This window comes from bacterium (genome assembly GCA_040755795.1).
Classification (GTDB): Bacteria; UBA9089; CG2-30-40-21; order CG2-30-40-21; family SBAY01; genus JBFLXS01.
Genome location: JBFLXS010000542.1, coordinates 1 through 2,311 on the forward strand (window position 1 = coordinate 1; position 2,311 = coordinate 2,311).

General features: G+C 36.4%; 3 protein-coding genes. All 3 read right to left on the minus strand.

Annotated features, from left to right (window positions below):
- Positions 1 to 1,054 (minus strand): ABC transporter permease (locus AB1414_19440; protein MEW6609587.1); only part of this gene is annotated, 1,054 nt, incomplete at its 3' end.
- A complete protein-coding gene (locus AB1414_19445; GenBank protein ID MEW6609588.1) occupies positions 1,051 to 1,725 on the minus strand; it encodes an ABC transporter ATP-binding protein in 675 nt (224 codons plus the stop codon). The genes AB1414_19440 and AB1414_19445, both read right to left, overlap by 4 nt.
- Entirely contained in the window at positions 1,691 to 2,218 is a 528-nt protein-coding gene (locus tag AB1414_19450; GenBank protein ID MEW6609589.1) for an HlyD family efflux transporter periplasmic adaptor subunit, read from the minus strand. The genes AB1414_19445 and AB1414_19450 overlap by 35 nt, the downstream gene beginning before the upstream one ends.
- Between the last annotated feature and the right edge of the window lie 93 nt (positions 2,219 to 2,311).

The window sequence follows — 2,311 nt, forward strand, 5'->3', positions numbered from 1 at the left end:
GCATTCCCAGCTGAGAAGAAAGGGAATTTTTAATAAAAAAAACAATGACATTTGTCACCAGAAGCCCAAGGATTATTCCGACTATACCTCCAGATAGACTCAAGATACAGCTTTCAATCAAGAATTGGATAAAAATATCCTCATTGGAGGCACCAAATGCCTTTCTGATGCCAATCTCATGTGTCCTTTCTCGAACCTGAACAAGCATAATATTCATTATCCCTATCCCCCCTACAATCAATGAGATACCAGCAATACAGGCTATGATGAGGGCAAGAATTCCTGTCACCATCTTTGTTGTATCAATAAATTCTTGCATATTTCTTACATCAAACATATCCTTGCCAAAATATTCCTGGTTGAGAATTTCTTTTATTCTTTTAGTTAATTCCTTTACCTTTTCTATATTCTTAACCATAATATTGAGGTATGTTATCTTTTCTGTGCCCAGTAGTCTTTGAGCAGTAGAAAAAGGGATATAGATCATATATCCTCCAGCCAACTTGCTCAGGAGAGTTTTTTCTTTGGCTGTCCCGATTATCTTGAATATGTTTCCTTCAATCTTTATTTCTTTTCCCAGCGGTGATGAATTAGCAAACAATTCTTGTTTAAGTCCTTCTGTAATGACACACACTTTTTTTTGGAGGTCTTCATCGGTCTTTGAAATAAACCTACCCTCTGCCGTATCTATTTTAAGTATTCTATTAATGTTATGCACCGCCCCATAGACAAAGACATCCCTGGATTCTTTACCAATCTTTAATTGAGTCATAATATAGGCTTCAGGAAGAATTTCTTTTACTCCGGGAGTCCTTTTAATTGTGGACATACTCTTTTCTGTAAGATAACCTTCACCAAGAGGATAGACACTGATAACATTTGAACCTAAGGAACCAATTTCCTCCATAATTATCGCCCTTCCTCCTTGAAGCACACTAATAACCAGAACGACATTGAAAACACCAATCAGTATCCCTAATGTAGTCAAGAATGACCTGAGTTTATTGACCAGAAGATTTTCCAGAGCAGATTGAATATATTCAAAGAGTCTCATTTTACTATCTCTTCCTCTATTTTTCCATCTTTAAGCCGGATTATCCTTTCGGCAAAGGAGGCAAATTCTTGCTCATGGGTGACAAGGATGATGGTCACTCCTTCTTTATTGAGTCTTTTAAAGACATTCATTATTTCGAGGCCTGTCTTTGAATCAAGATTTCCTGTAGGTTCATCAGCGCAGATAATCTTAGGCTTATTGGCTAATGCTCGGGCAATGGCAACTCGTTGCATTTGACCACCTGACAGCTCTGAAGGTCGATGAAGAAGTCTATCCCCAAGTCCAATCTCTTGTAATAACGAACGAGCTCTTATCATTCTATCCCCTTTATCCATTCGCCCATAAAATAGCGGTATGGTAACATTCTTTAGGCAGTCAAATCTGGGTAATAGATAAAAGTTCTGAAAGACAAAACCAATCATTTGATTACGAAGATAGGCTAATTCCTTATCCGACTTTTTACCAACCTCTTTATCTTCTAAAAGGTAGTTTCCTGCGGTGGGTCTATCAAGGCAACCAATGATATTCATCAATGTTGACTTACCTGAGCCAGAATGACCGATGATGGCACAAAATTCCCCCTTCTTTATTTCCAGAGAGACATTATTTAGAGCATAGATTTCAATCTTATCCCTTTTATATATCTTTGATACCTTTTGTAGTTTTATCATTTACCTTTCTTCCTTCTTGAATCTCTGAAGAAGGATTTTTGATAATTTTGTCTCCTTCTTGTAATCCAGATAAAACCTCTGCTTCTTCTTCATTCTCTAATCCTGTCTTTATCATTTGCTTCTTTACCTTATTGTCTTTTACTAAAAATACATATCTTTTACCCTCTTGTTCTTTGACATCCTCAAGTTGCACCTTTAATACATTCTTGAAGATTGATTTTATCTCGACACTACATTGCATTTTCGGTGTAATCTTATTAAGGGTTTCTTTTGAATCGAATTCTAATTCTATCTCAAAGGTTCTTATTCCTGTCTTCTCGGATAAAACAGGTTGAGGAAATATCTTTTTTATTGTCGCCAATTGTGGTTGATAAGGATAGGCATCAATTCTTACTACTGCCTTTTGTCCTACCTTAATCTTTCCTATCTCCACTTCATCTATTCGAGCCTTAATCTTATAGAGGGTTGGACCTATTAACTCCAGTAAAATCAAGGGGTTATAATAGTAAGAAGGTAGATTTTAGGGGTGTTTAGGAGGTGAGGTAGGTATATGTAACATATTATAAACATTGGGGTTAGGTTTCAA